Source organism: Streptomyces flaveus, from assembly GCF_014647675.1.
In the GTDB taxonomy this organism is placed as follows: domain Bacteria; phylum Actinomycetota; class Actinomycetes; order Streptomycetales; family Streptomycetaceae; genus Streptomyces; species Streptomyces flaveus.
Map to the genome: position 1 here is coordinate 214,365 of NZ_BMPQ01000010.1, position 26,200 is coordinate 240,564.

At 69.5% G+C, this 26,200-nt stretch carries 24 protein-coding genes and 1 pseudogene; 9 read left to right on the top strand and 16 right to left on the bottom strand.

The features are described 5' to 3' along the window. Window positions 1–14: 14 nt before the first annotated feature. Together IEZ21_RS21975 and IEZ21_RS21980 are read right to left on the bottom strand one after the other, a co-directional pair. Window positions 15–1,271: a PA0049 family protein gene (locus IEZ21_RS21975; protein WP_189323629.1), complete on the bottom strand. Its 1,257-nt coding sequence runs from the start codon at window positions 1,269–1,271 to the stop codon at window positions 15–17. Window positions 1,272–1,382: 111 nt separating this feature from the next. Beyond that, a complete protein-coding gene (locus IEZ21_RS21980; protein ID WP_189323630.1) occupies window positions 1,383–1,970 on the bottom strand; it encodes a TetR/AcrR family transcriptional regulator in 588 nt (195 codons plus the stop codon). A gap of 113 nt (window positions 1,971–2,083) precedes the next feature. Here IEZ21_RS21980 and IEZ21_RS21985 point away from each other — a divergent pair, with 113 nt between their 5' ends. Beyond that, window positions 2,084–4,552: a glycoside hydrolase family 3 protein gene (locus tag IEZ21_RS21985; RefSeq protein ID WP_189323631.1), complete on the top strand. Its 2,469-nt coding sequence runs from the start codon at window positions 2,084–2,086 to the stop codon at window positions 4,550–4,552. A 45-nt stretch (window positions 4,553–4,597) separates the two neighbouring features. Here IEZ21_RS21985 and IEZ21_RS21990 read toward each other — a convergent pair whose 3' ends face one another. After that, complete coding sequence (locus IEZ21_RS21990) at window positions 4,598–5,527, bottom strand: SGNH/GDSL hydrolase family protein (RefSeq protein WP_189323632.1); 930 nt, start codon at window positions 5,525–5,527, stop codon at window positions 4,598–4,600. 292 nt (window positions 5,528–5,819) lie between these two features. Here IEZ21_RS21990 and IEZ21_RS21995 point away from each other — a divergent pair, with 292 nt between their 5' ends. Continuing rightward, window positions 5,820–6,314 carry a DUF3145 domain-containing protein gene (locus tag IEZ21_RS21995; RefSeq protein ID WP_033320685.1) on the top strand — a complete coding sequence of 165 codons (495 nt, stop codon included), beginning with the start codon at window positions 5,820–5,822 and terminating at the stop codon, window positions 6,312–6,314. Between the two features lie 112 nt (window positions 6,315–6,426). Here the strand turns inward: IEZ21_RS21995 and IEZ21_RS22000 are convergent, their stop codons facing one another. From IEZ21_RS22000 to fasR, 5 genes are all read right to left on the bottom strand, one after another. Next, on the bottom strand, window positions 6,427–7,698 hold the full coding sequence (locus tag IEZ21_RS22000) for a beta-ketoacyl-[acyl-carrier-protein] synthase family protein (protein ID WP_189323633.1): 1,272 nt from the start codon (window positions 7,696–7,698) through the stop codon (window positions 6,427–6,429). 86 nt (window positions 7,699–7,784) lie between these two features. After that, window positions 7,785–8,033 carry an acyl carrier protein gene (locus tag IEZ21_RS22005; protein ID WP_033320683.1) on the bottom strand — a complete coding sequence of 83 codons (249 nt, stop codon included), beginning with the start codon at window positions 8,031–8,033 and terminating at the stop codon, window positions 7,785–7,787. A gap of 101 nt (window positions 8,034–8,134) precedes the next feature. Further along, entirely contained in the window at window positions 8,135–9,166 is a 1,032-nt protein-coding gene (locus IEZ21_RS22010; protein WP_189323634.1) for a ketoacyl-ACP synthase III, read from the bottom strand. 17 nt (window positions 9,167–9,183) lie between these two features. Then, a complete protein-coding gene (locus IEZ21_RS22015; protein WP_189323635.1) occupies window positions 9,184–10,098 on the bottom strand; it encodes an ACP S-malonyltransferase in 915 nt (304 codons plus the stop codon). Between the two features lie 89 nt (window positions 10,099–10,187). Further along, window positions 10,188–11,393, bottom strand: a complete 1,206-nt coding sequence (gene fasR, locus IEZ21_RS22020) for a fatty acid biosynthesis transcriptional regulator FasR (protein WP_189323636.1) — start codon at window positions 11,391–11,393, stop codon at window positions 10,188–10,190. A gap of 60 nt (window positions 11,394–11,453) precedes the next feature. Here fasR and IEZ21_RS22025 point away from each other — a divergent pair, with 60 nt between their 5' ends. Further along, window positions 11,454–12,113, top strand: a complete 660-nt coding sequence (locus tag IEZ21_RS22025; RefSeq protein WP_189323685.1) for a pirin family protein — start codon at window positions 11,454–11,456, stop codon at window positions 12,111–12,113. Between the two features lie 7 nt (window positions 12,114–12,120). Here IEZ21_RS22025 and IEZ21_RS22030 read toward each other — a convergent pair whose 3' ends face one another. Together IEZ21_RS22030 and IEZ21_RS22035 are read right to left on the bottom strand one after the other, a co-directional pair. Then, window positions 12,121–12,969 (bottom strand): serine hydrolase domain-containing protein, encoded by an 849-nt coding sequence (locus tag IEZ21_RS22030; protein WP_189323637.1) that lies wholly within the window; start codon window positions 12,967–12,969, stop codon window positions 12,121–12,123. Window positions 12,970–12,988: 19 nt separating this feature from the next. Next, window positions 12,989–13,459, bottom strand: a complete 471-nt coding sequence (locus IEZ21_RS22035) for a GNAT family N-acetyltransferase (protein ID WP_189323638.1) — start codon at window positions 13,457–13,459, stop codon at window positions 12,989–12,991. A 108-nt stretch (window positions 13,460–13,567) separates the two neighbouring features. Here IEZ21_RS22035 and IEZ21_RS22040 point away from each other — a divergent pair, with 108 nt between their 5' ends. Both IEZ21_RS22040 and IEZ21_RS22045 read left to right on the top strand, forming a co-directional pair. Further along, window positions 13,568–14,032 (top strand): MerR family transcriptional regulator, encoded by a 465-nt coding sequence (locus IEZ21_RS22040; RefSeq protein ID WP_033320675.1) that lies wholly within the window; start codon window positions 13,568–13,570, stop codon window positions 14,030–14,032. Next, window positions 14,032–15,048: an aldo/keto reductase gene (locus IEZ21_RS22045; protein ID WP_189323639.1), complete on the top strand. Its 1,017-nt coding sequence runs from the start codon at window positions 14,032–14,034 to the stop codon at window positions 15,046–15,048. The genes IEZ21_RS22040 and IEZ21_RS22045 overlap by 1 nt, the downstream gene beginning before the upstream one ends. A 42-nt stretch (window positions 15,049–15,090) precedes the next feature. Here IEZ21_RS22045 and IEZ21_RS22050 read toward each other — a convergent pair. The 4 genes and pseudogenes from IEZ21_RS22050 to IEZ21_RS22065 form a co-directional block, all read right to left on the bottom strand. Then, window positions 15,091–15,234, bottom strand: a pseudogene (locus tag IEZ21_RS22050) (LuxR C-terminal-related transcriptional regulator); the annotation flags it as partial. 84 nt (window positions 15,235–15,318) lie between these two features. Next, window positions 15,319–16,182, bottom strand: a complete 864-nt coding sequence (locus tag IEZ21_RS22055; protein ID WP_189323640.1) for a DUF4429 domain-containing protein — start codon at window positions 16,180–16,182, stop codon at window positions 15,319–15,321. A 67-nt stretch (window positions 16,183–16,249) separates the two neighbouring features. Then, window positions 16,250–17,470, bottom strand: coding sequence for an alpha/beta hydrolase (locus IEZ21_RS22060; RefSeq protein ID WP_189323641.1), 1,221 nt, complete (start codon window positions 17,468–17,470; stop codon window positions 16,250–16,252). A 134-nt stretch (window positions 17,471–17,604) separates the two neighbouring features. Next, complete coding sequence (locus IEZ21_RS22065) at window positions 17,605–18,270, bottom strand: TetR/AcrR family transcriptional regulator (RefSeq protein ID WP_189323642.1); 666 nt, start codon at window positions 18,268–18,270, stop codon at window positions 17,605–17,607. A 175-nt stretch (window positions 18,271–18,445) separates the two neighbouring features. On the opposite strand from IEZ21_RS22065, the gene IEZ21_RS22070 reads away from it, so the two are divergent. Together IEZ21_RS22070 and IEZ21_RS22075 are read left to right on the top strand one after the other, a co-directional pair. Continuing rightward, a complete protein-coding gene (locus tag IEZ21_RS22070) occupies window positions 18,446–20,068 on the top strand; it encodes an MFS transporter (protein ID WP_189323643.1) in 1,623 nt (540 codons plus the stop codon). Between the two features lie 285 nt (window positions 20,069–20,353). Further along, window positions 20,354–20,662, top strand: a complete 309-nt coding sequence (locus tag IEZ21_RS22075) for a hypothetical protein (protein WP_033320670.1) — start codon at window positions 20,354–20,356, stop codon at window positions 20,660–20,662. A 71-nt stretch (window positions 20,663–20,733) separates the two neighbouring features. Here the strand turns inward: IEZ21_RS22075 and IEZ21_RS22080 are convergent, their stop codons facing one another. Together IEZ21_RS22080 and aceE are read right to left on the bottom strand one after the other, a co-directional pair. Beyond that, window positions 20,734–21,489 carry a potassium channel family protein gene (locus tag IEZ21_RS22080; protein WP_189323644.1) on the bottom strand — a complete coding sequence of 252 codons (756 nt, stop codon included), beginning with the start codon at window positions 21,487–21,489 and terminating at the stop codon, window positions 20,734–20,736. 392 nt (window positions 21,490–21,881) lie between these two features. Then, window positions 21,882–24,629, bottom strand: a complete 2,748-nt coding sequence (gene aceE, locus IEZ21_RS22085) for a pyruvate dehydrogenase (acetyl-transferring), homodimeric type (protein WP_189323645.1) — start codon at window positions 24,627–24,629, stop codon at window positions 21,882–21,884. 479 nt (window positions 24,630–25,108) lie between these two features. On the opposite strand from aceE, the gene IEZ21_RS22090 reads away from it, so the two are divergent. Continuing rightward, a complete protein-coding gene (locus IEZ21_RS22090) occupies window positions 25,109–25,546 on the top strand; it encodes a DUF3052 domain-containing protein (protein WP_033320667.1) in 438 nt (145 codons plus the stop codon). A gap of 178 nt (window positions 25,547–25,724) precedes the next feature. Further along, a complete protein-coding gene (locus IEZ21_RS22095; RefSeq protein ID WP_189323646.1) occupies window positions 25,725–26,183 on the top strand; it encodes a peroxiredoxin in 459 nt (152 codons plus the stop codon). Window positions 26,184–26,200: the final 17 nt, after the last annotated feature.

Genomic DNA, 26,200 nt, shown 5'->3' on the forward strand with positions numbered 1-26,200 from the left:
GGACGCGTCCTGACCTACCGCGACGCGCCCGCCGCCACCGTCACGATCTCGCGGACCTGCGCGATGATGTCCAGCCGGTTCTGCACGAACTGCGGATCCGTGACCGTGCCCGTCGCCGGATCCGTGTTGCCCGTACCGAACTGGAGCACCGGCGTGTGCACATGCCCGCCGGGCAGCGAGCCGCCCAGCCCGAGCCGGTCGCGCAGCAGCGTCGCGCGGTACGCGATCTCGTTGGAGAGGTAGTCCCCGCCGCCGCCCTCGCGAGCCGTCGAGCCCGGCGTCGGGCCTTCGGGGCGTACGACGGGATCGGTGCCGCCCGCCGGGATCTCGGTCACCTCTGTGTTGTCGTACACGGGGAAGCGGCCCGTATCGGCGGCCACAATCTCCTTGTACGGCAAGGTCGTCGACGTCCACTGCGGCTGCGAGGCCGGGTCGGTCACCGGGATGGTCTCCGTGCGCGAGAGGTTCTCGTTGTCGGGGAAGCCGCCCCGCCAGGCGCCGTTGGTGCGCTCGACGTCGAAGCGGCCCACGCGGCCCTGGCTGACCGTGGTGAACAGGTCGACGCGGGGGAGGTACGGACGCAGCGTCCGCTCCACCGTTCCGTCGCTGAAGTCCTGCCAGCGGACCGGGAAGAGCGCGGTCTCGATACGGGCCGGGCCGTCGGCCGTCTCGATCACCGTGCCGTCGAGAGCGAGGGCGGTGGCCCCGGAGGGGTTGGAGATCCGTACGTCCCGGTCCAGCGTGAACGGGTCGAAGCCGGTCACCAGGATCCGCTCGACGCCTTTGCGATGCGGATAGCGGATGGAGTCCTGACCGCGCGAGGTCCGCTCAAGTGCGCCCAGCAGCTTGGTGCGTCGGGCGTCCGTGAGGCCGAACTCCGGCTCCCACTGGCGTACTTCACGCGTCATGCCCAGCCGTGCCCAGTACAACGGCCGGTCGTCGTCCCGGCTGAGGTCACCGCCTGACGGCCCCCGCCCCTGCGCCCGGTCCACAGCCCGCTGCCACAGCCGCGCACCCTGCCGTACGACCACCCGCTCGGCCTCCGCATACGACCGCACCTTGCCCAGCGCGCGCGCCAACTCCGGTGCCACCGTGTCGAATCCGGACCGGCGCAGGATCTCCTGGGGCGCCGCCCTGTCGAGGCGCTGTTCCTCCACGGTGAGCGCGGCCGTGGGCTCCTCGGCGGGTGCGGCCAGGGCGGGCGGGGTCGCGAGGCCTGCGAGGACGGCTGCCAGTCCGAGGGCGCCGAGCCGAACACGTAGATACGTCAAGGGAGTTCAGGTCCTTCCGTCACGCGAAACGCCGGGGTGGCGAAAGTATCGCGTGACGGTTGGGGCGTAGGCCATGGGGGGCGCGGTCGCCGAATCCACCAGCCCCCGGCGTCAACTCCCCTTCTCACCAAGCAGTGTGAGGAAGTCCCGGAACGCGCCGGGCATGTCCACCTCCTCCGGGGCCAGCAGCCACTGGTACTGAAGGCCGTCCATCACCGCGACGAGCAGCGGGGCCGCCCGCTCCGGTGTGAGTCCGCTTGGCAGCCGCTCGCCGTACTCGGCGCGCAGCACCTCCGCCACGTTCGCGCGCACGGCCTCGTACCGGCCGGTGAAGAACTCGCGTGCCGGATGCTCCTCCGTGACGCTCTCGCCGAGCAGTGCGGAGAAGGTCTGCACGATGCCCGAGCGCATCGCGTTGTAGTCGACGAGTGAGGCGAGCAGGTCGAGCCGCCAGTTGGAGTCCGGCATCGCGTCCCACTGGTCGCGCTCCTCCAGGACGGCGACGAGCATGGCCTCCTTCGTCGGGAAGTAGTGCAGCAGCCCCTGCTGGGTGAGCCCCACCCGCTCGGCGACCACACTCAGGCTCGCCCCCCGGTAGCCGCGCTCGGCGATCACCTCCAGGGCGGCCCGGAGAATCTCCGCGCGCCGCTCGGCACCCCTGATTGCCCTGGTCGTCGACATATGGCCACCGTACGACATGCCTACGACGTACGTGAAGATTCATGTAACTACAAGATAACGAGACCTACCTATCTACTGGTGAAACGTGCACGATGAGCGGACGGACCGGACTTCAACGAGGAGGCACCGTCATGGCGGGCACGCAAGGCAACCAGGTCGACCACGGCAAGCACCCGGCCGACCAGGCACGCGAGGCCGTGGTCGAGGCCGCGCTGGGCAGGCTCGACCTGGACGCGAAAGTGCGGTTGCTTGCCGGGCAGGACATCTGGTCGCTGCCCGCACTGCCCGAGATCGGGCTGCCGTCCCTGGTCATGTCCGACGGTCCGATCGGCGTACGAGGCGTGCGCTGGACCGCCGACGACCCGTCCGTCGCGCTGCCGTCCCCGACCGCGCTCGCCGCCACCTGGGACCCCGAACTCGCCCGCAGGGCAGGGGTGTTGCTCGCCCAGGAGGCCCGCCGCAAGGGCGTGCACGTCCTGCTCGCACCCACCGTCAACCTCCAGCGGTCGCCGCTCGGCGGGCGCCACTTCGAGGCGTACAGCGAGGACCCGTACCTGACCGGGCGGATCGGAACCGGGTACGTCGCCGGTGTGCAGGAGGGCGGCGTCGGCACCACCGTCAAGCACTTCGTCGCGAACGACGCCGAGACCGACCGCTTCACGGTGAACAACGTCGTCTCCGAACGCGCCCTGCGCGAGCTCTACTTGGCCCCCTTCGAGGCCATCGTCGCCGACGCCCGCCCCTGGGGCGTCATGACCGCCTACAACTCGGTCAACGGCACGACGATGACCGAGCACCACCGGCTCGTCGAGGAAGTCCTGCGCGGAGAATGGGGCTTCGACGGCATCAACGTCTCCGACTGGATGGCCGCCCGGTCGACCACCGCGGCCATCGAGGGTGGTCTGGACATCGCGATGCCCGGCCCGCAGACCGTGTACGGCGACGCACTCGCGCAGGCCGTACGGGACGGGCTGGTCACGGAGGACAAGATCGACGCGGCGGTACGGAACGTGCTGCGGCTCGCCGCCCGCGTCGGCATCCTGGAGGGCGCCGAGCCCGTCGTGACCGAGCTGCCCGGGACCGTCGACGGCGAGGCCCTGGCCCGCGAGATCGCCCGCCGCTCCTTCGTCCTCGTACGCAATGAAGGCGCCCTGCCGCTGCCCGAAGGACACAAGGTCGCCCTGATCGGCGCCGCCGCCCGCGACGCCCGCGTCCTCGGCGGCGGGTCCGCCGTCGTCTTCCCCGCCCGGGTCGTCTCGCCGCTCGACGGACTCACCGCCGCCCTGCCCCAGGGCAGCCTGACGTACGCGGTCGGCGCCGACCCGAACGAGGAACTCGCCACCGCCGACAAGGGGTTCGAGCTGCGCGCCGTCTGCCGGGACGCCGACGGCAACGTCATCGGCGCCGGCTCCGCCCCCAGCGGCCAGCTCCAGTGGATGGGCAACGACCTCCCCGAGGGCGTCACCCACGACACCCTGCACAGCGTCGAGCTGACCGGCACCTTCACCCCGCGCGAGAGCGGCCCGCACACGTTCGGCGTCCGGGGCCTGGGCGAGTTCACGCTGGCAGTGGACGGCACCATCTACTTCGACGGGCCCCAGCTCCCCGGCGAGGACGACGGCCCGTTCGAGGCCTTCTTCGCGCCTCCCGTGCCGCGTGCCGAGGCCGAACTGCGAGCGGGCGAACCGGTGGAGGTGTCCCTCACCTACGTCCCGGCCATACCCGACAGCGACAGCGGCACCATGAAGGCCATCGCCTTCACCCTCGCCCACCAGGAGCCCCAGCGCGACCCCGACGAACTGATCGCCGAGGCGGTCGAAGCGGCCCGCTCCGCCGACACCGCCGTCGTCGTGGTCGCCACCACCGAGCGCGTCGAGTCGGAGGGCTTCGACCGAAAGGACCTGCGGCTCCCCGGCCACCAGGACGACCTCGTCCGCGCGGTCGCCGCCGCCAACCCGAACACCGTCGTGGTCGTCAACTCCGGCTCCCCGGTGGAGCTTCCCTGGCGCGACGAGGTCGCCGCCGTACTGCTCGACTGGTTCCCTGGCCAGGAAGGCGGCGCCGCGCTGGCGGACGTGCTCACCGGCGCGTACGAACCGGGCGGCCGACTGCCCACCACCTGGGGCTCGCTGACGGACGCCCCCGTCACTCAGGTGGTCCCGTCGGACGGCGAACTCCCTTACACCGAGGGCGTGTTCATCGGCTACCGCGCCTGGCAGAAGGAGGGCAGGACCCCCTCGTACGCCTTCGGCCACGGCCTCGGCTACACCGACTGGACGTACGAGTCGGTCAAGATCGAGGGCACCACGGCCACGGTCCGCGTCACCAACTCCGGTACGCGCGCGGGCCGCGAAGTCGTCCAGGTCTATCTCGCGCCGACGGAGACCGACCCCGAGCGGCCGGTGAGGTGGCTCGCCGGGTTCGCGGGCGTCGAGGCCGGGCCCGGTGAGAGCGTCGAGGTCGGGGTCGAACTCCCGCGCCGGGCCTTCGAAATCTGGGACGAGACCGCTGACTCATGGGCGTTCGTGAAGGGTCCGTACGAGGTGGAGGCGGGGAGGTCGATCGCGGACCTTCGGGTCACGACGACGATCGACGTGTGACGGTGCAGGGGCCCTTGCGGGCCCCTGCGACGCGCGCCGCGTCCGTCAGCCGGTCGTCGGCAACTTCAAGTCGGCCGGCTTCGGCGCCGTCACCACGCGATACGCCATCTCCGCCAGCAGTTTCTGGCCGCTCGTGCTCGGGTGGAACCAGTCCACGGTGCTCAACTGCGCTGCGTCGAAGCGGTACTTGTAGACGGCCCCGCCGTCGAAGCGGCACAGCTTGTCCTTCTCGCACACGTCTTCCAGTACGGCGTTGTACTCCTTGACCCGGTCCTGCACCTTGTCGCGCCGCGACGTCGCCGTCGCGCCCAGGTCGTCCGGCTCCGCCAGCATCGAGGAGCAGATGCCCAGCTTCCACATCTCCTTGCTGAGCTCGTTGGTCCGGCCGATCGACCACAGCCGCTTCAGATCGGGCACGCTCGCCACGAACACCTGGGTCTTGGGCGACGTCTCGCGCAGCGTGTTCATCGCGTCCTCGAACTGGGCGCGGAACTCCGGCACCGATGTCATGGCGGCCACCGTCGGCTGGCAGGCGTCGTTGGCGCCGGCCAGCACCGTCACCAGTTCCGGCTTCCGCGTCGCCGCCTGGGCCAGCTGGTCGTCCAGCTCGGCCATCTGGGCGCCGGTCTTCGCGTAGTTCCAGCTCCGCTGGGCGGCCCCGGACTTCCCGAGCAGCCGCACCGCGAGGCTGTCGACCTTCGCGTCGCTGCCGGTCGCCCATGAGACCTTGGGGCAGTCGGACAGCGCCTCGCAGGCGTCGAAGGCGCGCGTGATGGAGTCGCCGACCGCGGCGATCGAGTTCGGGCTGAGGTTCCAGGTGGTGGCTTCCGTGGACGGCTTCGACCGCGAGGTACTGCCGGTGGGGGCCGCTTCGTTGCCGCCGACCGCGTCGCAGCCGGCCGTCCCCACGATGCCGAGAAGCGCCGCCGCCGCTGTGACGGCAACAGCACGTGATCGGTGGCCACGTCTACGCATTCCCGGATCTCCTCGCTCGTCGTGCAACTGTAACCCGCGGTACGGGCGTCCCCCTGGGTGACTGTGTTTTCCCGTGGGCGCGTAGTCCGTTTCGTGGCTACGTCACGGGCCGGACCCCCGGCCGGGACCTCGTACGCGTCCCGCCGAGTGAAACCTCAGTGTTTCAGGGTGCTGGGACAGACGGTACGTCACACTCCTTGCGCCCTCGCACGATAGCCTCGCCACGTGGCTGCCCTGCCACCGAGGTCGGTCCGCAAAGTCACAAGATGCAACGCTCTGCCCGGAGGTCCCAGTGACGACACGTGGAGTTCTCTACGTGCACTCCGCGCCGCGCGCGCTGTGCCCACACGTCGAATGGGCAGTCGCGGGCGTGCTCGGTGCACGCGTCAACCTCGACTGGATCCGGCAGCCCGCGGCGCCGGGCACGTGGAGATCCGAGCTCTCCTGGCAGGCCGAAGCCGGCACCGCCTCCAAACTGGCTTCGGCACTGCGCGGCTGGCAGATGCTGCGCTTCGAGGTCACCGCCGAGCCGTCCGCCACCGCCGAGGGCGAGCGCTACAGCTGCACCCCTGAACTGGGCATCTTCCACGCCGTCACCGGCATCCACGGCGACATCCTGATCCCTGAGGACCGGCTGCGCGCCGCCCTCGTCCGCGCCCAGAGCGGCGAGACGGAACTGGAGTCCGAACTCACCAAGCTCCTCGGCAAGCCCTGGGACGACGAACTTGAGCCCTTCCGGTACGCGGGCGAGGGCGCTCCGGTGCGCTGGCTGCACCAAGTCGTCTGATGCCTGCTCAACACGATGAAGGGCCCCACCAGACGGTGGGGCCCTTCATCACGTAGACGCACATCACGCCGCGTACGACCGGAAATCGCTCTCCGGCGGCTGGAACAGTCGATCAGACAGTTCGGAACGCCAGCACGACGTTGTGCCCGCCGAAGCCGAACGAGTCGTTCAGCGCGGCGATGCGGCCCTCGACGGGGAGCTTGCGGGCCTCGCCGCGGACGACGTCGGCGTTGGCCTCGGCCTCCGGGTCGATGTTGTCGATGTTGATGGTCGGCGGGGCCACCCGGTGGTACAGGGCGAGCACCGTCGCGACCGACTCCACGCCGCCCGCGCCACCGAGGAGATGACCCGTCATCGACTTGGTGCCGGAGACCGCGAAGTGGTCGGTGTCGTCGCCGAAGACCTTGCGCAGCGCCTTCAGTTCGGCGACGTCACCGGCCGGGGTCGAGGTGGCGTGCGCGTTCACGTGCACGATCTCGGCCGGGTTGAGGTCGGTGTTGTCGAGCAGGTTCTGCAGGGCGTGCGAGATGCCGAGGCCCTCGGGCTCCGGCTGCACGATGTCGTGGCCGTCGGCCGAGATGCCCTGGCCGACCGCCTCCGCGTAGACGCGGGCACCGCGCCTCGCGGCGTGCTCGGCCGACTCAAGCACGATGACGCCCGCGCCCTCACCGAGGACGAAGCCGTCGCGCGCCATGTCGTAGGGGCGCGAGGCACCCTGCGGGTCGTCGTTGTTCTTGGACATCGCCATCATGTTGCCGAACGCGGCGATGGGCAGCGGGTGGATGGCCGCCTCCGTGCCACCGGCGATGACCACGTCGGCGCGGCCGGTGCGGATCATCTCGATCCCGTAGCCGATGGCCTCGGCGCCCGACGCGCAGGCGGAGACCGGGGTGTGCACACCGGCACGGGCGCCCACGAGGAGACCCACGTTGGCGGACGGCCCGTTCGGCATCAGCATCGGGACGGTGTGCGGGGAGACGCGGCGTACGCCCTTCTCCTTCAGTACGTCGTACTGGTCGAGCAGGGTGGTGACGCCGCCGATGCCGGAGGCGATGACCGCGCCCAGCCTGTTCGGGTCGACGTCAGCGCCCTCGCCCGCCTTGTCGGTGTAACCGGCGTCCGCCCAGGCCTCCTTGGCCGCGATCAGCGCGAACTGCGCCGAGCGGTCGAGGCGGCGGGCCTGCGGCCGGGGGATGACCTCGGTCGGCTCCACGGCGACCGGGGCCGCGATACGGACCGCCTGTTCGGCGGCCCACTCCTGCTCCAGGGCCTTGACGCCGGAACGACCGGCGACCAGACCCTCCCAGGTCGAGGCTGCGTCGCCACCCAGCGGTGTGGTTGCGCCGATACCGGTGACGACCACGGTGCGATTGGTCGAGCTCACGGGAATTCTTTCTCCAACGTTTACGAGGATCAGCGGCGCCACCGCCGGGTGGCGGGGCCTTTCAGCGCCCTGGCCGAGCGGCCTGCTCAGCCCTGGTGCTTGAGGATGTAGTTGGTGGCGTCGCCGACCGTCTTGAGGTCCTTGACGTCGTCGTCCGGGATCTTGACGTCGAAGCGCTCTTCGGCGGCGACGACGACCTCGACCATGGACAGCGAGTCGACGTCCAGGTCGTCGGTGAAGGACTTGTCCAGCTGGACGTCCTCGACCGGGATCCCGGCGATCTCGTTCACGATGTCGGCGAGACCGGCGACGATCTCTTCCTGAGTGGCGGCCATGTGAGGCGCTCCTTCGTAGATATCCAGAGGGTGTGGCGCCCGCCGCGTCAGCGGCAGGTGTTGCTGCGTACCGGGTCCGAGGGGGACCTGGCACGGGGTGCCTAGGGGAGGGTAACGACCGTCGCGGCGTACACGAGACCCGCCCCGAAGCCGATGACGAGCGCGGTGTCGCCGCTCTTCGCCTCGCCGGTCGCCAGGAGCCGCTCCATAGCGAGCGGAATCGAGGCGGCCGAGGTGTTGCCGGTGGTGCGCACGTCACGCGCGACCGTGACGTGCTCCGGCAGCTTGAGTGTCTTCACCATCGAGTCGATGATCCGCTCGTTGGCCTGGTGGGGAATGAAGACGTCCAGGTCGTCCGGGGTGATTCCGGCCGCGTCCAGCGCCTGCTTGGCGACCTTCGCCATCTCGAACACGGCCCAGCGGAACACCGCCTGGCCCTCCTGCGTGATCGCAGGGAACTTGATGTCGCCCTTGGAGTCGAGCGGCAGCTCGGACACATTGCCGATCCGAAAACGGTCCCACGGCACGGTCTGCTTGATCGTGTCGGCCTTGTCGCCCTCGGAACCCCAGACGGTCGGGCCGATGTGCGGCTCCTGGGAAGGGCCGACGACGACCGCGCCCGCACCGTCACCGAACAGGAAGGCCGTCGCGCGGTCCTCCAGGTCGGTGAGGTCGGAAAGGCGCTCGACGCCGATGACGAGTACATACTCTGCCGAACCCTCGACGACCATGCCCTTGGCGAGGGTCAGGCCGTAGCCGAAGCCCGCGCAGCCCGCCGAGATGTCGAAGGCGGCGGCCTTGTTCGTGCCGAGCTTGTCGGCGATCTCGGTGGCGACGGCCGGGGTCTGGCTGAAGTGCGAGACGGTCGAGACGACCACCGCGCCGATCTGCTCGGCCGTGATCCCGGAGTCGGCGATCGCCTTGCCGGAGGCCTCGATGGACATCGCGGCGACGGTCTCCTCGTCGGAGGCCCAGTGACGGGTCTCGATGCCGGAGCGCGAGCGGATCCACTCGTCGGAGGAGTCGATCGTCTCGAGGATCACCTCGTTCGGCACGACCCGGGTGGGACGGTAACCGCCCACGCCCATGATCCGGGCGTACGGGGCACCTTTGCTGGGCCTGATCTTCGACATGCTCTCGGGGCTCCTTGTCAGCCAGCGTGCTCGGCGATGAGCTCGCGAGCAGCGTCGAGGTCGTCAGGGGTCTTGAGCGCCAGCGTCTGCACGCCGGGCAGGGCGCGCTTGGCGAGACCGGTCAGGGTGCCGCCCGGGCACACCTCGACCAGCGCGGTCACGCCCAGCTCCTTGAAGGTCTCCATGCACAGATCCCAGCGAACGGGGTTGGCGACCTGGCCGACCAGCCGAGACAGTACCTCGGCGCCGGTCGCGACGGCCTGGCCGTCCTTGTTCGAGACGTACGTGATCTTCGGGTCGGCCGGCGTCAGCTCCGCCGCGGCCTGCTCCAGGCTCGCGACCGCGGGGGCCATGTGGTGCGTGTGGAAGGCGCCCGCGACCTTGAGGGCGACGACGCGTCGTACGCCCTCCGGCTTGTCGGCCTCCAGAGCCGCCAGTTCCTCCATGGTGCCGGCGGCGACGATCTGGCCCGCGCCGTTCACGTTCGCCGGGGTCAGGCCGAGCTTCTCCAGGTGCGGAATCGTCGCCTCGGGGTCACCGCCGAGCAGCGCCGACATACCGGTCTGCGTGATCGCGGCGGCCTCGGCCATGGCCAGGCCTCGCTTGCGTACGAGTTCCAGGGCGGCCGTGTCGTCCAGGACGCCCGCGAAGGCGGCGGCCGTGATCTCGCCGACGCTGTGGCCCGCGACGGCACCCGGTGCCACCTCGCCGAGCGCGGACGCCGACAGGAGTCCGGCCGCGACGAGCAGCGGCTGCGCCACCGCCGTGTCACGGATCGCGTCCGCGTCAGCCTGCGTGCCGTAGTGGGCGAGGTCGAGGCCGATGGCGTCCGACCACGTGCCGAGACGGTCGGCGGCGCCGGGGAGTTCGAGCCAAGGAGTCAGGAAGCCGGGCGTCTGGGCGCCCTGGCCGGGAGCGACGAGTACGAGCACTCTCACACTCTCTCTTGTGGATGGGCACCGCCGCCCGTGGGGACAGGGACGAAGAACAGCAGGGGGTTTTGTGGAGCCCCGACAAAAGCCTAGAGCTGGGGATCTCCATCGGCCAGACGCCCCAGGATCAGCGCGATCCGGAGTGTGAACGCGGATCGTACATCGGAGGGTGACCAACCGGTGACGTCAGTCACACGTCGAAGCCGGTAGCGCACGGTGTTCGGGTGAACGAAGAGCATCCTGGCGGCGCCCTCCAGACTGCTCGCCTGCTCCAGATAGACGCTCAGGGTCTCCAGGAGAGCGGACCCGGCCTCCTCCAGTGGTCTGTAGATCTCCTCCACCAGTTGGTCGCGCGCCGCGGGGTCGCCGGCGATCGCGCGCTCCGGCAGCAGATCGTCCGCCAGTACCGGCCGCGGGGCGTCCTGCCAGGCGAAACACGCCTTGAGCCCGGCGGCGGCGGCCTGCGCGGACCGGGTCGCGGCCAGCAGATCGGGTACGACGGGCCCCGCCACCACCGCTCCCGCCGCATACGGCCCGATCAGCGACTTGGCGACTCCCAGCGGATCGTCACTGCCACCGGCGATGACGACGAGCCGGTCGCCGAGTACTCCGGTGAGGACCTGGAGCTTGGCGTGGCGGGCGGCTCGCCGAATCGCCTCGACGGTCAGCTCGCTGTCCCCGTCGGGGGCCGTGCCCAGCACCACGCACACATGCTCGGGGGAGTTCCAGCCGAGGGCCGCGGCCCGGCTGACGGCGCCCTCGTCGGCCTCGCCGGACAGGACGGCGTTGACGACCAGTGACTCGAGCCGGGCGTCCCAGGCACCGCGTGCCTCGGCGGCCTGTGCGTACACCTGGGCGGTGGCGAAGGCGATCTCGCGGGCGTACACCAGGAGGGCCTCACGCAGGATGGACTCGTCGCCGGGGGCCGCGACCTCGTCGATCGCGGACTCCATGACCTCGATGGTCGTACGCACCATCTCCACGGTCTGGCGCAGCGTGATCGCCCTGGTCAGCTCGCGGGGCGCGGTGCCGAAGACATCGGTGGAGATGGCCTGTGGGGCGTCCGGATGCCGGAACCACTCGGTGAAGGCGGCGATACCGGCCTGGGCGACGAGCCCGATCCACGACCGGTTCTCCGGGGGCATCGCCCGATACCACGGCAGCGTCTCGTCCATGCGCGCGATGGCCTGCGCGGCGAGACTTCCGGAGGACTTCTCCAGCCGCTTCAGGGTCGCGGCGTGCGCGTGGGCGGCGCGGGCAGCGGCTTTGGTGGCACTGGATTCGGGTTCGGGCACGGGACAAGACTGCCTTATCCGGACGGGAGTGTGCGGCGGCGGGTCTACCGTGGGCCCGTGATGGACATACGGCGCTCCGCTGAGCGCTACCGCGGAGGCGACCCGGCGGCCGGGATCGAGTCCCTGCACGCCTTCTCCTTCGGACCCCACTACGCCCCCGACAACCTCCGTTTCGGCGCGGTCATCGCCTGCAACGAGGAGCGCCTCGCGCCCGGCGCGGGCTTCGACGAGCACCCGCACAGTCACACGGAGATCGTGACCTGGGTCGTCTCGGGCGAGCTGACGCACCGGGACTCGGCCGGCCATGAGTCGGTGGTCAGGCCCGGGGACGTGCAGCGGCTCAGCTCGGCGGGCGGCGTACGGCACGTGGAGCGCAACGACGGCGCCGAGCCGCTGACCTTCGTACAGATGTGGCTGGCGCCCTTGGACCCCGGCGGCGATCCCGCGTACGAGATCGTGCACGGCATCGCGGATTCCACGCCGTACGCCGTTCCGGAGGCTGGGGCGATGCTGCATGTGCGGCGGCTGGAGGCGGTGGGGGAGCGGACCGCCATACCGGACGCGCCGCGCACGTATCTGCACGTCGTACGGGGTGCCGTCCGGGTCGGGCCCCATGAGCTGGGGGCCGGGGACGCGGTGCGGGCCGAGGGGGAGAAGGGGCTGGAACTGGTCGCCGGGTCCGTCCCGGCCGAGGTGCTGATCTGGGAGTTGTCGGGGTGACGAGGGCTCAACCGGAGCCTCGACCACCGCTCTTGAGCTCGGCCAGCTCGGCGAGCACCGCGTCCGTGAACGGTGTCCACGCCTCGATCGCCCACGGCCCGAACGCTCGGTCCGCGAGAGCCGCGCAGGCCACCCCCGCGGCCGGGTCGATCCACAGGAACGTGCCCGACTGGCCGAAGTGACCGAAGGTGCGGGGGGAGGACGAACTGCCCGTCCAGTGGGGGGACTTGGAGTCGCGGATCTCGAAGCCCAGGCCCCAGTCGTTGGGGTTCTGGTGGCCGTAGCCCGGCAGGACGCCCTTCGTACCGGGGTACTGGACCGTCATCGCCTCGGCGACCGTCCTCGGGTCGAGGAGTCGCGGCGCCTGCACCTCGGCCGCGAAGCGGAGCAGGTCGTCGACGGTCGAGACGCCGTCCTTGGCGGGCGAGCCGTCGAGCGCGGTCGACGTCATCCCCAGCGGCTCAAGGACCGCCTGCCGCGCGTACTCCGCGAACGGGATGTCCGCCGCCTTCGCCACATGGTCCCCGAGCTGCTCGAACCCGGCGTTGGAGTACAGCCGCCGCTCCCCGGGCGCGGACGTCACCCGGTGCTCGTCGAAGGCCAGGCCGGAGGTGTGGGCGAGGAGGTGGCGGACCGTGGAGCCGGGCGGTCCTGCCGGTTCGTCCAGGTCGACGGCCCCCTCCTCGTACGCGACCAGCACGGCGTACGCGGCGAGCGGCTTGGTGACCGAGGCCAGCGGGAAGCGCTGCCCGGTCGGGCCGTACGAGCCGAGGACGGTGCCGTCCGCGCGTACGACGGCCGCTGCGGCGGTGGGCACCGGCCAGTTCTCGATCAACGCCAGGCTGTGCAGAGACATGCATACGAGGTTATGCGGCTCACAGCGTCAGCCGCATCGAGGGGTCGGGCTTGCGTACGAAGCCCAGCGACGCGTACAGCGGCTCGGCCTCGGCGGAGGCGTTCAGATCGACGTGGGCGGCGCCCTTCTCGCGGAACCAGTCGAGGAGGCTCTCCATGCACGCGCGCGCGTACCCGCGGCGCCGCGTGTCCGGGTCGGTGGCCACGCTGAAGACGTGCCCCACGCGGCCGTGCGGATTGTCCGCCCGCCCGATCCGGTACTCGATGGTCCCGACGACGAGCGCCGCGAGCGCGTCCGGCCGGTCGGGGTGGTCGACGACGAAGGCCGCGAAGTCCCCGTCCGCATCGGCGAGTCTGACGCGTACGGTGGGCAGGGACTCGGCGTGCCACTCGGTTGAACCGTCCGCGGTGAAGACCGAGTCGATCATCACCTGACGCAGCCGGAGTACTTCCTCCGCGTCCTCGACCGTGGCACGTCGTACGAGACTCATGTCCCGCACGCTAACCACCGCGCTCACGTCACGTCCTCCGGTTTTCTTACCGTATTCGCTTGGTATTCGCTTGCTTGGAGCGCACTCCAAGGTTTTAGCGTGGGGGCCATGACGGTGATGGAGACCACGAGTACTACCAGGACCGACAGTTGCGCCGGCCCGCGGCAGGTCGACCGACGCCCGGACGGACAGGACAAGTACACGATCAGTGAGGTCGTCGCCTTCACCGGCCTCACGGCGCACACCCTGCGCTGGTACGAGCGGATCGGGCTGATGCCGCACATCGACCGCTCCCACACCGGGCAGCGCCGCTACAGCAACCGTGACCTGGACTGGCTCGACCTCGTCGGCAAGCTCCGGCTGACCGGCATGCCGGTCGCCGACATGGTGCGGTACGCGGAGCTGGTGCGGGAGGGCGACCACACCTATGGCGACCGCTTCGAGCTCCTGAAGGCGACTCGGGAGGACGTCCTGTCCCGGATCGCCGAGCTGCAGGACACGCTCGCGGTACTCGACCGAAAGATCAATTTCTACGCGGACGCCGGGCGTGCCCTGGCGTCGGAGAGGTCCTGATGACGGACAGCAAGATCGCGAAGGTGGAACTCGGCACGGGCGGCCCCGAGGTCGGTGTGCAGGGCCTCGGCTGCATGGGGATGAGCTTCGCGTACGGCCCGACGGACGCCGACGAGGCACGGGCCACCCTGGAGCGTGCGCTGGAACTGGGCGTGACGCACTACGACACCGCCGATGCCTACGGCCGGGGCGAGAACGAGAAGTTCCTCTCGCCGTTCTTCAAGGCCCACCGCGACGAGGTCGTCATCGCGACGAAGTTCGCCCTGTCGGTCCCGCCGGACGAGCCGACGAAGCGCATCATCCGCAATGACCCGCCGTACATCCGCCAGGCCGTCGAGGCGAGCCTGCAGCGCCTGGACGTCGACGTGATCGACCTCTACTACATGCACCGCCGCGACCCGAACATCCCCATCGAGGAGACCGTCGGCGTCATGGCCGAGCTGGTGCGCGAGGGCAAGGTCAAGCACCTTGGGCTGAGCGAGGTCACGGGCGGCGAGCTGCGCGCGGCGCAGGCCGTGCATCCGATCGCGGCCGTGCAGTCGGAGTGGTCGTTGTTCAGCCGCGACATCGAGGCCGGTGTCGTACCGGCCGCCCGTGAGCTGGGCGTGGCCCTGGTGCCGTACTCGCCGCTCGGCCGCGGCTTCCTCACGGGCTCCTTCGCCAACGCCGAGAAGGACCTGACCGCCGACGACTTCCGCCGTCAGCAGCCCCGCTTCACGGGCGAGAACGCGGCCGCGAACGTCGCCCTCCTTGAGCCGATACGCGCCGTCGCCGACTCCCACAGCGCCTCGCTCGGACAGATCGCGCTGGCGTGGGTGCAACAGCAGGCGGCGACGCACGGGCTGCCCGTCGTACCGATCCCGGGCACCCGCAAGCGCAGCCGCATCGAGGAGAACGCGGCCGCCACCCGCATCGTCCTCGGCGAGGAGGACATGGCCCTGCTGGAGCCGATCGCTTCCAAGGTGGCCGGAAACCGGTACGCCGACATGACGTTCACCTCCGCCGGCCGGGAGTGAGCCCAAGCCGGCGGTGAACCCGCTGGTCGCGCCCCGACGGCCCTATCGGTCGCCGGGCGTGACCAGCCCCGACTCATAGGCGAAGATCACGGCCTGTGCGCGATCGCGAAGGTCCAGCTTCGCCAGTACGCGGCCTATGTGGGTCTTCACCGTCTGCTCGGCCGGCACCAGGTGGTCCGCTATCTCCAGGTACGAGCGGTATGACGACGAGTCACCGCCCAGTCGGCACTGTACGACTGCTCACGGCACAACAGATCACCGCACGACCCGTCACAACTCCGCGAGCAGCTCCGCCTTCTTGGACGTGAACTCCTCGTCCGTCACCAGCCCCGCCTGGTGCAGCTCCCCGAGGTGCCGGATCCGGTCGGCGATGTCCGCGGGGTCGCGGTGCCGGGCGGACGGGGCGCCGTCGCTCTTCGCCGGGGGCCCGGCCGCGCGTACCGCCGCGAGGACCGAGGCCGCGAAGGGCAGCGACTCGTGCACGGGTCCGTAACCGAGGCCGAAGACGACCGCCGCCGGGTCCTGGTCGGCCTGCGCGGGCTGAGCGTAGGACGGTTCGCGGTGCAGCAGCCGTAGATGGCCCTCGAAGACCTCGGGCGAGCGCCACTCGACGCCGCTCAGCTCCGAGACCGCGAAACTCTGGTCGCCCGCCTTCCACTTGGCGGACGAGGCGCCCGTCCAGAACCACCGGAAGGACACCGACTTGCCGTCGAAGGACGCCTTCCCGTCGTACGCCTTGAACTGCAGCGGCGCCTCGGGCGGGTCCACCAGATAACGCTCCGCCACGGCCGCGTCGTCGGGGACGAGTTGGGCCCGCAGCTCGTCGGCGTAGTACTCGGCAAGCGTCTCGCGATCGCCGGGGAGCACCAGACGGTAGGGATCGCATGCTTCCTTGAGCTGTCCCGCCGCCGCCTCCATCAGCGGGTCCGCGCCCGGTCTCGGTTCGGCGCGCAGGACGACCGTCCCGCGTTTACCGGGAGTCAGCGTCACCGCCGCGATCGCCTCGATGGGGATACGGCGTTCGCCGAGCGCCTGGAACAGCTTCGGCGTACGGATCCCCCGTTCGAAGCGGATGAGCACGGAGTCGGACTCGAACTCCCAGGCGGCATGCAATCCGGCCAGTACGTCACCCATGCGGGCCATCGTATGCGCCATGCGCTTTCTCGTCCCCTCCCCGTGCGAACCGCGGTTTCTTCGTCCTCTACGCGCGTCCGGCTTCAGCCATGTCGGACAAACCCTTCTGGCACACGTCATCCTCGTGTGCGCAGCTCACCGCGCGGTACGCGCCAACACCGATCTCGGCGAAGTTGCGCAGGCTCTCCGTACCCGGCTCGAAATAGCCGCCGTGGCCCTTCGCGCCCCATGCGGACAGCACCCGCGCCCCGAATCCCGAGGACACCGGATCGGCCCCGTGACCGAGCCAGCCGACCTCCATGTACGGCACGTCCTGGATCCAGTCGTCGGAGTCCCGCGTGGCCCACACCCGCGCGGAGGTGTGCAGTTGCCCGGCGTTCGCGACCCGCATCCCGGGGCTGCCCGCGACCGCGATGTCGGAGACCCGGGACGGCAGCGCGTCCGCGGCGACGCCGCAGACCACGGAGCCGTAGCTGTGGCAGTACAGCGCGATGGGTGAACGGCCGGGCAGCGTCCGTACAAGTGTGTTGAGCCGGACCGCGCCCTCCTCGGCGCGTACGCCGGTGGCCGCGTCCATACCGAGCCCGCTGGGCGCCGTGTAATCGGCCCAGGCGATCACGGCCGTACGCGTACTCGGGCTCGCCGAGCGCTCCTCCAGGTACAGCGACCTCGCCATGCCGACGGGTGCGGAGAACTCGCGGTCGGTGCGCTGGAAGTTCAGTACGTCGGTGTCGACGCCCGGAACGACGACCGAGACGCGCTGTGCCTTGCCCAGGTCTCCGAAGACCTCGGCGATCCGGCCCGCGCCCAGCGGGTCGAAGGCGAGGACCTGACGGTCCTTTTGCAGCAGGTCCTCGTAACGATGCATACGGCGGCCCGCCTCGTGCTGACCCGCGGGCGAGAGCCGTTCGTCGTACATGCGCTTTCGCTCGGTCCTGCGTGCTTCGTCGAGCGCGATGCGGTTGGCGCGGTAGCGGAGTTTCACCGGCGCCCCGTTCATGTTGCCGACCGCGAGCGGATAGCGGGCGGCGAGCCGGTGGCGCTGCTGGACGTCGAGCGAGGCGAAGAAGCGGGCGAGGCGGGCCGGCGCGGAGTCCGGGTCCGGCAGCTCACGTCCGCCGATGCCGCCGCGTTCCCAGGCGGAGAGGGAGGCCTCGAGCGGTGTCGCCGCGGCTCTGTGGTTGCGTACGACGGTCCAGCCGGTGGTCGCCAGCATGACGAAGACGACGGCCAGAGCGAGGAGAGCGCGCCAGACGTTGAGCTGGGGAGGGGAGCCGAAGGAAGTCACTGGGAGGACACACTAAGAGAACAAGAGTGTCTCGCGTTAACCGAGTGAGGGGGATCACGTTTCTTGTCGGGTAATTGGGCTAATCCGGGCTCAGTGGGAGTTAAAGCGTCACGCTGTGTGTAGGAGTTGAAGCGTCACGCCGGGCCTTTGCCTCTTTTGCCTTGTATGTTCCAGTCCTTGGTCAACGCGGGCCCCACCTGGTCGAGGTAAGCGGTGGTCAGCGTGCGAATCGCCTCGACGCTGAGGTCCCCGCCCGTGCTCCACAGCCGCCCGGTCACCCGCATCACCCCGCTGAACACGGCCACCGCCACCCGCGGCCGCGGATCGGCGTCCACGTCCAGGCCCTCACGCTCGGCGATCAGTCGTGCGAGCTTCTCCTCCAGCTCCGCGGTGCGGCGCAGATGGACGGCGAGCAGGGCGGGCGTCGACTCGATCAGCTGGAAGGTGCGCATGTGCAGTTCGACCGGTATGACGCTCTCGACGGTCTCGTTCAGGGTGTCCCAGTTCTCCAGGACGGCCCGGCGCAGCGCCTCCAACGGGCTCTCGTGGGGCGGGCGTTCGCGCACCAGGTCGAGGAAGTGCGCCTCCGTCATCTCCAGGACGGCGAACGCGGCCTCCTCCTTGCCCGCGAAGTAACGGAAGAACGTGCGCTGTGACACATCGACGGCTTCGGTGATCTCGTCGACGGTCGTCCGCTCGTACCCCTTGTCCGTGAACAGCTCCAGGGCGGCCCGCGCCAGCGCGTCCCTGGTCCGCTGCTTCTTGCGCTCGCGCAGCCCGGGTCGGGGCAGCGTGTCCATGGGCCCTCCCTTCCGGGCTGTCTGAGCTGCCCGAACTGTTCGCACCAAGCCTTGTTCGCTCCGAAGCCTTGCCCAAGCCTTTTTGTCCGGCTCACCCTATCCATGAGTGACGTGACAGTTACCGACTTGTGAATCGATTCGTCAAGTGTCAGTGACTGTCGTTAGCCTCGAACGCATGACTAGTCAGACCACTGTCGACAAGACGGGCTCGGGGGACAAGACGCCAGTCGTCCCGTCGGATCGGACAACGGACCGGGGGCTTCGCGGCCACCCCTGGTTGACCCTCATCACTGTGGCCGTAGGCGTCATGATGGTCGCCCTCGACGGCACCATCGTGGCCATCGCCAACCCGGCCATCGCCACGGACCTGGGCGCCACCTTCGCCGACGTCCAGTGGATCACCAACGCGTACTTCCTCGCGCTCGCCGTCACGCTGATCACGGCGGGCAAGCTCGGCGACCGGTTCGGACACCGGCAGACCTTCCTCATAGGCGTCGTGGGCTTCGCGGTGGCCTCGGGCGTCATCGGAATGTCCAGCTCCATCGCCATGGTCATCACGTTCCGCGTCTTCCAGGGCCTGTTCGGCGCGCTGCTGATGCCGGCCGCGCTCGGACTGCTGCGGGCCACCTTCCCCGCCGAGAAGCTGAACATGGCCATCGGTATCTGGGGCATGGTGATCGGCGCCTCCACAGCGGGCGGCCCGATCCTCGGCGGCGTACTCGTCGAGAACGTCAACTGGCAGTCCGTCTTCTTCATCAACGTCCCCGTCGGCATCCTGGCCGTCGTCCTCGGCGTGGTGATCCTCACCGACCACCGCGCCGAGAACGCGCCGCGCTCCTTCGACGTGCTCGGCATCGGGCTGCTCTCCGGCGCCATGTTCTGCCTGGTCTGGGCGCTCATCAAGGCCCCCGAGTGGGGCTGGGGCGACGGTATGACCTGGACGTTCCTGGGTATCTCCGTGCTCGGCTTCGCCCTGTTCGCGCTCTGGGAGACGAAGGTCAGGGAACCGCTCATCCCGCTGGCCCTGTTCCGTTCCGTACCGCTCTCGGCCGGTGTGGTCCTGATGGTGCTCATGGCCATCGCCTTCATGGGCGGCCTCTTCTTCGTCACCTTCTACCTGCAGAACGTGCACGGCATGAGCCCCATCGACGCGGGCCTCCACCTGCTCCCCCTCACCGGCATGATGATCGTCGGCTCACCCCTCGCGGGCGCCATGATCACCAAGGTCGGGCCGCGCATCCCGCTCGCGGGCGGCATGGCGTGCACGGCCATCGCCATGTACGGCATGTCGACGCTGGAGAAGGGCACCGGCAGCGGCGTCATGTCGATCTGGTTCGCCCTCCTCGGCCTCGGACTCGCACCCGTCATGGTCGGCGCGACCGAGGTCATCGTGGGCAACGCGCCGATGGAGCTCTCCGGTGTCGCCGGCGGTCTCCAGCAGGCGGCCATGCAGATCGGCGGCAGCCTCGGTACGGCGGTCCTCGGCGCCGTGATGGCCTCCAAGGTCGACAGCGACCTCGCGGGCAACTGGGCGGACGCCAAGCTTCCGCCGCTCAACGAGGCCCAGCTCCACCAGGCCTCCGAGGCGGTCCAGGTCGGCGCCGCGCCGGTGCCGCCGGACACCCCGGCCCCGATCGCGGAGAAGATCACGGAAGTCGCCCACGACACGTTCATCTCCGGTATGAGCCTGGCCAGCCTGGTCGCCGCAGGGGTCGCCGCCGTCGCGGTCCTCGTCGCCTTCCTCACCAAGCGCGGCGCCAACGCGGACGCCGCGGGTCCGGGGGCGGGGCACATCTAGGCAGCCGTTCACCCACCGAGTCTGACGCCCTGTCGGGTTCGCCCGGCGGGGCGTTCGCCTATCAGGGTGACAGGTGTCCGTACGACTTTCGTACGGGCCTTGTCGGCGGCCAGAGTGGTTCAACTGATCCGTACGCCACGGCAGTCGGGCCAGGCCGCGGCGCGCCGCCGGAGGGGGATGGCGCGCCGCGGATCCAACTCTGGTCCCGGAGAGCGGGTCTAGGGATGACGAACCGGGGTACTCGCCGCATCGAGCCCGAACCGGCAGCAAAAGTCCAGGGAGTTGATGATGGCGGGCTTCGGACACACCACGCGCAAGCACCCCCGCTCACGGGGCCGGACGTGGCATCGGAGTGGGCCGGATCGCGCGACGCTCGGAATCATCGGAGCCATCTGCGCGGTCGCCGGCTTCTTCACACTGGGCATCATTCTCGGCCCGGTGGCGATCGCCTGCGGCTGGCTCGCCATGGGACGCAGCTGGAGCGGCGCCCGCCCGGTACCGGCACTGATAGCCGTGGTGCTGGGCACGATCGACACGGTCCTGGCGATCGTCTGGCTCGCCGGGACAGGGACACCCGCGGCCGGAATGTTCTGATCCGCGGTCCGCGGGACGTGAGGGAGCCCCGCGCTCCGTCAGGGGCGCGGGCGGTCACCTGTATACGAGCCCTACGTACGGCTCTTCTCGGGGACCTTCCCTGAAGAATCGGACAGCGCGGCGACCTGGGCGCGCAGTGCCCGTACCTCCTCCGCGAGGGCCTCGATCGCGGCCGTCTGCCGTCGCTCCTCCACGTCGTCCGACTCGAAGCGGGCGATGAACCAGGCCGCGATATTGGCGGTGACGACACCGAGCAGGGCGATCCCGGAGAGCATCAGCCCGACCGCGATCATGCGGCCGAGGCCGGTCGTCGGCGCGTGGTCGCCGTAGCCGACGGTCGTCATGGTGGTGAACGACCACCACACCGCGTCCCCCATCGACTTGATGTTGCCGTCCGGCGACTCCCGTTCGACGGACAGCACGGCGAGTGAGCCGAACATCATCAGCGCGACCACGGCACCCGCGACGTACGTGGTGAGCCGGATCTGCGTGGCCATCCTGGCCCGCTGCCCGACAAGCAGCACCGTGGCCACGACCCGGAGCAGCCGTAGCGGCTGGATCAGCGGCAGCAGTACGGCGCACAGGTCGAGCCAGTGCGTGCGCACGAACTCGCCCCGCCGCTCGGTCAGTACGAGCCGGACGAGGTAGTCGAGGGAGAAGGCTCCCCACACGACCCACTCCACTACCTCGCACGCTTCTGTCACGGCCTGACTGGCGTCGGGCCAGATGATCGGCACCGCGTAGGCGGCGGCGAACACCACCGCCAGCCCCATCAGCGGCTGCTGAGTGCGCCGCTCCCAACGATGTTGTGCCGATCGCTCGTCCATACCATGTGCCTCCGGCGGTTGGGCGGCTGCGGGTTGACTGTGGCTGGTCGCGCAGTTCCCCCGCGCCCCTGGGTGGGTGGTGGGTCGGGGCCGTGGGCCGGTGCGTCAGCCCGTCGCAGGCCGGGCGTACGCCCCGGCGTTGGTACACGGTCCTGGTTCTCCGAGACCGAAGCTACGCGACGGGCATAGGACGCACCGGCCCACGGCCCCTCCCGCCGGTGGGAGGAAGCGGGTTTCGTTGTGGCTGGTGAGCATGATGGCGGACGGTTCCGGGAGCGCCCCTTTTAGGGGCGCGGGGCTGTGACATTAGCGGCTCCGCCGCGGGGCGCGACCAGCCACAACGGACCTGCAGTCAAGGAACGGACCTTGGAAACCCTCTCCAAGCGGAGCGCCTACGCGTCGCCGCCCGCCGCGCCCGGATCCGCCGCCGAAACATCCAGCAGCTGATACCGGTCGACGGCCTGCTTGAGGGCCGAGCGATCGACCTTCCCCTCGCGGGCGAGCTCCGTGAGGACCGCGACCACGATCGACTGGGCGTCGATGTGGAAGTAGCGGCGAGCGGCCCCGCGGGTGTCCGCGAAGCCGAAGCCGTCGGCGCCCAGGGACTGGTACGTACCGGGCACCCAGCGCGAGATCTGATCCGGAACCGACCGCATCCAGTCGGAAACCGCCACGAACGGCCCCTCGGCATCCGACAGCTTCCGCGTCACATACGGAACGCGCTGCTCCTCCTCGGGATGCAGAAGGTTGTGCTGCTCCACCTCCACGGCCTCGCGCCGCAGCTCGTTCCAGGAGGTCGCCGACCAGACGTCCGCCTTGACGTTCCACTCCTCGGCGAGGATCTTCTGCGCCTCGACGGCCCACGGCACCGCGACACCGGACGCCATGATCTGCGCCGGAATGGAGCCCGAAGTACCCGCCGAGAAGCGGTGGATGCCCTTGAGGATGCCCTCGACGTCCACGCTCGCAGGTTCGGCCGGGTGCTGGATCGGCTCGTTGTAGACGGTGAGGTAGTAGAAGACGTCCTCGCCGTGCGGGTGCTCCTCGGAGGAGCCGTACATCCGGCGCAGCCCGTCCCGCACGATGTGCGCGATCTCGAACCCGTAGGCCGGGTCGTACGCGACACAGCCCGGGTTCGTCGAGGCCAGCAACTGCGAGTGTCCGTCCGCGTGTTGCAGACCCTCACCGGTCAGCGTCGTACGCCCGGCGGTCGCACCCAGTACGAATCCGCGCGCCAGTTGGTCGGCCATCTGCCAGAACTGGTCACCGGTGCGCTGGAACCCGAACATCGAGTAGAAGACGTACACCGGGATCAGCGGCTCGCCATGCGTCGCGTACGCCGAACCCGCCGCGATCAGCGAGGCCGTACAGCCCGCCTCGGAGATGCCGTCGTGCAGCATCTGCCCGGTCGGCGACTCCTTGTACGCGAGCAGCAGGTCGCGGTCGACGGCCTCGTACTGCTGGCCAAGCGGGTTGTAGATCTTCGCACTCGGGAAGAACGAGTCCATGCCGAACGTGCGGTACTCGTCCGGCGCGATCAGCACGAACCGCTTGCCGATCTCCTTGTCCCGCATGAGGTCCTTCAGCAGCCGTACGAACGCCATCGTCGTGGCGATCGACTGCTGACCGGAACCCTTCTTCACACTCGCGTACGTCTTGTCCTCGGGGAGAGCCAGCGGCTTCGAGCGCACGACGCGGGTCGGGACGTATCCGCCCAGTCCCTTGCGGCGGTCGTGCATGTACTGGATCTCCTCCGAGTCGCGGCCCGGGTGGTAGTACGGCGGTGCGCCGGACTCCAGCTCCTTGTCCGAGATCGGCAGGTGCAGGCGGTCGCGGAAGCCCTTGAGATCGGCGACCGTCAGCTTCTTCATCTGGTGCGTGGCGTTACGGCCCTCGAAGTTCGGGCCGAGGGTCCAGCCCTTGACGGTCTGCGCGAGGATCACGGTCGGCTGGCCGGTGTGCGCCTTGGCCGCCGCGTACGCCGCGTAGACCTTCTTGTGGTCGTGACCGCCGCGCCCGAGGTGCAAGATCTGGTCGTCGGTCATGTTCTCGACCATGGCCCGCAGCCGGTGGTCGTCACCGAAGAAGTGCTGGCGGATGTACGCACCGGTCTCGGTGGCGTACGTCTGGAACTGGCCGTCCGGCGTGGTGTTCAGCCTGTTGACCAGCACACCGTCGCGGTCCTGGGCGAGCAGCGGGTCCCAGGTGCGGTCCCAGACCAGCTTGATGACGTTCCAGCCGGCACCGCGGAACTGCGACTCCAGCTCCTGGATGATCTTGCCGTTGCCGCGCACCGGGCCGTCGAGCCGCTGGAGGTTGCAGTTGACGACGAAGGTCAGGTTGTCCAGGCCCTCGCGCGCGGCGATGGACAGCTGGCCGAGCGACTCCGGCTCGTCCATCTCGCCGTCGCCGAGGAAGGCCCATACGTGGGACTTGGAGGTGTCCGCGATGCCGCGTGCCTCCATGTAGCGGTTCATCCGCGCCTGGAAGATCGCGCCCAGCGGGCCGAGGCCCATGGAGACGGTCGGGAACTCCCAGAAGTCCGGCATCGAGCGGGGGTGCGGGTAGCTGGACAGTCCGTCCGGATACTTCGACTTCTCCTGGCGGAAGCCGTCGAGCTGCCGCTCGGAGAGGCGGTCCAGCATGAACGCGCGCGCATAGATGCCCGGCGAGGCGTGTCCCTGGAAGAAGACCTGGTCGCCGCCGTCGCCCTCGTCCTTGCCGCGGAAGAAGTGGTTGAAGCCTACGTCGTACAGCGAGGCGGAGGAGGCGAAGGTGGCGATGTGGCCGCCGACGCCGATGCCGGGCCGCTGGGCCCGCGAGACCATGACCGCGGCGTTCCACCGGGTCGCGTTCAGGATCTTGCGCTCGATCTCCTCGTTGCCGGGGAAGAACGGCTCGTCCTTGGTCGCGATGGTGTTGACGTAGTCCGTGCTGCGCATCTCGGGCACGGCCACGCGCTTCTCGCGGGCCCGCTCGATCAGACGCAGCATCAGATACCGGGCTCGCTCCCGGCCGCGCTGGTCGACAGCGGCATCGAGGGAATCGAGCCACTCCTGGGTCTCTTCGGGATCGAAGTCAGGTACCTGACTCGGAAGGCCGCCAATGATGATCGGGTTGCGATCGGGTCCGGAAGCCACGCTGTTCCTTCGCTTTCAGGGAGGCCGTTCTTCTCGGTTTTTCTTGGTTCTTGCTCGGTGTTGTCGTCGGCGTTCTCGCCGTTGTCCTTGAGAGTCGCACCGGTCCCCATCGTGTACCTCGGAAACGGAAACGTCACCTCTACCGAGGGGTAACCAGCGCGTTCGCGCGGTTCTCCGGGGGAGGGTTCCGGCAAATCGCAACGATACGCCCGACCCGTAACGCGTTCCGCAAAGCCATTCGAGTCCCGTACCCTCATAGGGTTCCGAAATTCACAAAGCGGGCAGATCGCTGTGATGTGCGTCACCTGGGGCCATGATGGGCTGTCTGGGGTTGCGGCGACACCGCCAGGATCGTCACCGTTTCGGCGGTCTCGACGGCCGGGTACTTGCGCGATCCGTCCCGCCCGTGTGGACTACGGCCAATGCTTCGCGCACGCGCGTGGCTTGAACCTTTACCAAACATGATCAGGAGGCAACCCGTGAGCGCGACCGCGGACCACGCGGAGGAGCGGACGAGCCTGGCCGCCAGGCTGGGATTCCAGCCCGAGCAGGTGGTCCAGGAGATCGGCTTCGACGACGACGTCGACCAGGAGCTCCGCGAGGCCATCGAGGAAGTCATTGGCAGCGAGCTCGTGGACGAGGAGTACGACGACGTCGCAGACGCCGTGGTGCTCTGGTTCCGTGACGACGACGGCGACCTGACGGATGCGCTGGTGGATGCCACCACGTACGTCGAAGAGGGCGGCGCCATTCTGCTGCTGACGCCGAAGACCGGCCGTGACGGCTACGTGGAGGCCAGCGACATCGCCGAAGCCGCGACGACCGCGGGGCTGTCCCAGACCAAGAGCATCAGCGTGGGCAAGGACTGGAGTGGCAGCCGGTTGGCTACGCCCAAGGCGGCCAAGTCGAAGAGGTGACGCTGCCGCTGGGCCGAACGTTCTCGTAGTACCGGAGGGGCTCGCTTGCGCGAGCCCCTCCGGGGTTTTGTGGGCCCACAGCCGAGAAACGGCCCACTCGAGGGGGCCTGGGGGCGCAGCCCCGGTGATCGTAAGGTGGAGTCTGCCCGACGAACCCCCAGGAAGGGATGGCAGGACCATGGCGATCGAGGTTGGGACCAAGGCGCCGGAGTTCGAGTTGAAGGACAACCACGGGGCCACCGTGGCGCTCTCCCAGTTCCGCGGAGCGAAGAACGTGGTGCTGCTCTTCTATCCCTTCGCCTTCACCGGCGTGTGCACCGGCGAGCTGTGTGCCCTGCGCGACAACCTGCCGAAGTTCTCCGAGCGCGACACCCAGCTGCTCGCCGTGTCCAACGACTCCATCCACACGCTGCGCGTCTTCGGTGAGCAGGAGGAACTGGAGTACCCGCTGCTGTCCGACTTCTGGCCGCACGGCGAGGTCTCGCGTGCGTACGGCGTCTTCGACGAGGACAAGGGCTGCGCGGTGCGCGGGACCTTCATCATCGACAAGGAGGGCGTCGTCCGCTGGACCGTCGTGAACGGGCTGCCGGACGCGCGTGACCTGAACGAGTACGTGAAGGCGCTGGACACTCTGTGATTCTTCGGGCGCAGGGC

Excerpts from the sequence above, each read along its gene's own strand:
- IEZ21_RS21980 (WP_189323630.1), bottom strand. The coding sequence starts at position 1,970 with ATGTCGTACGGTGGCCATATGTCGACGACCAGGGCAATCAGGGGTGCC.
- IEZ21_RS21985 (WP_189323631.1), top strand. The coding sequence starts at position 2,084 with ATGGCGGGCACGCAAGGCAACCAGGTCGACCACGGCAAGCACCCGGCC.
- IEZ21_RS21990 (WP_189323632.1), bottom strand. The coding sequence starts at position 5,527 with ATGCGTAGACGTGGCCACCGATCACGTGCTGTTGCCGTCACAGCGGCG.
- IEZ21_RS22005 (WP_033320683.1), bottom strand. The coding sequence starts at position 8,033 with ATGGCCGCCACTCAGGAAGAGATCGTCGCCGGTCTCGCCGACATCGTG.
- IEZ21_RS22010 (WP_189323634.1), bottom strand. The coding sequence starts at position 9,166 with ATGTCGAAGATCAGGCCCAGCAAAGGTGCCCCGTACGCCCGGATCATG.
- IEZ21_RS22025 (WP_189323685.1), top strand. The coding sequence starts at position 11,454 with ATGGACATACGGCGCTCCGCTGAGCGCTACCGCGGAGGCGACCCGGCG.
- IEZ21_RS22030 (WP_189323637.1), bottom strand. The coding sequence starts at position 12,969 with ATGTCTCTGCACAGCCTGGCGTTGATCGAGAACTGGCCGGTGCCCACC.
- IEZ21_RS22035 (WP_189323638.1), bottom strand. The coding sequence starts at position 13,459 with ATGAGTCTCGTACGACGTGCCACGGTCGAGGACGCGGAGGAAGTACTC.
- IEZ21_RS22040 (WP_033320675.1), top strand. The coding sequence starts at position 13,568 with ATGACGGTGATGGAGACCACGAGTACTACCAGGACCGACAGTTGCGCC.
- IEZ21_RS22045 (WP_189323639.1), top strand. The coding sequence starts at position 14,032 with ATGACGGACAGCAAGATCGCGAAGGTGGAACTCGGCACGGGCGGCCCC.
- IEZ21_RS22055 (WP_189323640.1), bottom strand. The coding sequence starts at position 16,182 with ATGGGTGACGTACTGGCCGGATTGCATGCCGCCTGGGAGTTCGAGTCC.
- IEZ21_RS22065 (WP_189323642.1), bottom strand. The coding sequence starts at position 18,270 with ATGGACACGCTGCCCCGACCCGGGCTGCGCGAGCGCAAGAAGCAGCGG.
- IEZ21_RS22070 (WP_189323643.1), top strand. The coding sequence starts at position 18,446 with ATGACTAGTCAGACCACTGTCGACAAGACGGGCTCGGGGGACAAGACG.
- IEZ21_RS22075 (WP_033320670.1), top strand. The coding sequence starts at position 20,354 with ATGATGGCGGGCTTCGGACACACCACGCGCAAGCACCCCCGCTCACGG.
- IEZ21_RS22080 (WP_189323644.1), bottom strand. The coding sequence starts at position 21,489 with ATGGACGAGCGATCGGCACAACATCGTTGGGAGCGGCGCACTCAGCAG.
- IEZ21_RS22095 (WP_189323646.1), top strand. The coding sequence starts at position 25,725 with ATGGCGATCGAGGTTGGGACCAAGGCGCCGGAGTTCGAGTTGAAGGAC.